The organism is Parasphingorhabdus sp. (assembly GCF_036964565.1).
GTDB lineage: Bacteria > Pseudomonadota > Alphaproteobacteria > Sphingomonadales > Sphingomonadaceae > Parasphingorhabdus.
This window is the reverse complement of sequence record NZ_JBALTN010000042.1, coordinates 1-585: the sequence shown is the minus strand read 5'-3', so window position 1 is coordinate 585 and position 585 is coordinate 1. Positions and strand designations below refer to the sequence as shown.

The following is a 585-nucleotide window of genomic DNA, read 5'->3' as shown; positions in this document are numbered from 1 at the left end:
GATTCATCAAGACATCAAACCAATTATTTCACATATGGTCCGTGAGGACCGTGTGTCTTAGACGCTAGATCAAGGTAGAAAGGGCGTACGGTGGATGCCTTGGCACTAGGAGCCGATGAAGGACGCGACGAACAGCGAAATGCCCTGGGGAGTGGTAAGTACACTTTGATCCAGGGGTATCCGAATGGGGGAACCCACCGCCGGGAGACTGGCGGGACACCCGTGTGAATACATAGCACGGCGTGAGGCAAACCCGGGGAACTGAAACATCTAAGTACCCGGAGGAAGAGAAAGAAAATTCGATTCCCTGAGTAGCGGCGAGCGAAACGGGAACAGCCCAAACCAGGAAGCATGCTTCCTGGGGTTGTAGGACACTCTATACGGAGTTACAAAGGGATAGGATAGGTGAACGACCTGGAAAGGTCGGCCAGAGAAGGTGACGGCCCTGTAGCCGAAATCGTATCCCCTCCAGAGTGGATCCTGAGTACGGCGGGACACGTGAAACCCCGTCGGAATCCGGGAGGACCATCTCCCAAGGCTAAATACTTCCTAGTGACCGATAGTGAACCAGTACCGTGAGGGAAA

1 rRNA gene is annotated in these 585 nt (G+C 54.0%); it reads left to right on the top strand.

The window, feature by feature from the left end:
* Nucleotides 1-67: 67 nt before the first annotated feature.
* A 23S ribosomal RNA gene (locus V7650_RS18140) occupies nucleotides 68-585 on the top strand; the annotation flags it as partial.